The organism is Mycobacterium sp. IS-1264, assembly GCF_001954195.1.
Lineage (GTDB): Bacteria > Actinomycetota > Actinomycetes > Mycobacteriales > Mycobacteriaceae > Mycobacterium.
On the sequence record NZ_MBES01000095.1, the window covers coordinates 1 to 1,084 of the forward strand.

Consider the following 1,084-nt stretch of genomic DNA (forward strand, 5'->3'; position numbering starts at 1 on the left):
TGCGCGGCGCCGGCGCAGGCCCACGCTACGGCTTCAAACCCACCGTCATGGCCCGCCCCCTCTCCGCCGGCTAAACCGCCTTGTCGACGGTCCGGTGGGAGGTTGCTCGCGGCCGACGTCGCGGCGGGGCCCGCCGCGACGACATCGTTGCTGGGGCCGGGCCCAAGTTAATCCGCCGGAAGATTTTTAACAGGGACTATCAGCACCACATCCCCCGCGAATGCACCTGCCAGGGGACTTTCGCCCGGCCGGGGGGACGGGCTTTGCTGTGAGAGGGCAGTAAGCACCCCAAACGGGGCCAAACGCTGTTACTGTGTCGTTACGAAAAATGAATTCGCAGTAGCGTTTCGTGAACACTTGCGAACAGGCGGCCTCGGACCAGGCTTCCGTGGACGCGGTCATCTACTCTCTTCCCAGGGAGTAGGGGAATAAATCGAGGGAGGAACAGTATGTCGTTTGTGACGACACAGCCGGAGGCCTTGGCCGCTGCTGCCGGCACCCTGCAGGGCATCGGCTCGACTCTGAATGCCCAGAACGCCGCCGCTGCGGCCCCGACGACGAGCGTGGTGCCCGCTGCCGCCGACGAGGTGTCCGCGCTGACCGCGGCTCAGTTCGCCGCGCACGCGCAGATGTACCAGGCGGTCAGCGCCCAGGCCGCGGCGATCCACGAGATGTTCGTCAACACCCTGGGCATGAGCTCCGGCTCTTACGCCGCCACCGAGGCAGCGAACGCGATCGCCGCAGGCTGACCGGCGCTCGCACATAAGGCTTTGGACGGACCCCCACCGAAGTGGATTCCTTGACAAGCTTCCAGCAGTTCAGTACTCCGTCGACTCCAACGCCGCGGTTAGGGTCCGACGTCCGTCTCACTGTGTTGAGCGTCCGGTGGCCGCCGGCTGACGCGAAGGGGGGATCGTCTTCATCCATGCGGCTCGACGGTTGCGCCACCGCGTAGCCGGTCCGGCCATCGTCGTCCATCACACCGACAACCTGAATAACTGAGTAATAAGGAGATAGCCAAGATGGCAACACGTTTTATGACTGATCCGCACTCGATGCGGGCGATGGCGGGCCGCTTTGAGAT

Annotated in this window: 2 protein-coding genes; both read left to right on the forward strand. The window is 64.5% G+C overall.

All coding sequences use genetic code 11. The features are described from left to right. Window positions 1-74, forward strand: a 74-nt coding sequence (locus A5744_RS24520) for a hypothetical protein (protein ID WP_139329418.1), incomplete at its 5' end; no start/stop codon positions are given. Window positions 75-449: 375 nt separating this feature from the next. Next, window positions 450-749, forward strand: coding sequence for a PE family protein (locus tag A5744_RS23595; RefSeq protein WP_076064793.1), 300 nt, complete (start codon window positions 450-452; stop codon window positions 747-749). Window positions 750-1,084 lie beyond the last annotated feature (335 nt).

Bases quoted from the DNA above. Each gene is read 5' to 3' on its own strand.
- A5744_RS23595 (WP_076064793.1), top strand. From the start codon at position 450: ATGTCGTTTGTGACGACACAGCCGGAGGCCTTGGCCGCTGCTGCCGGC.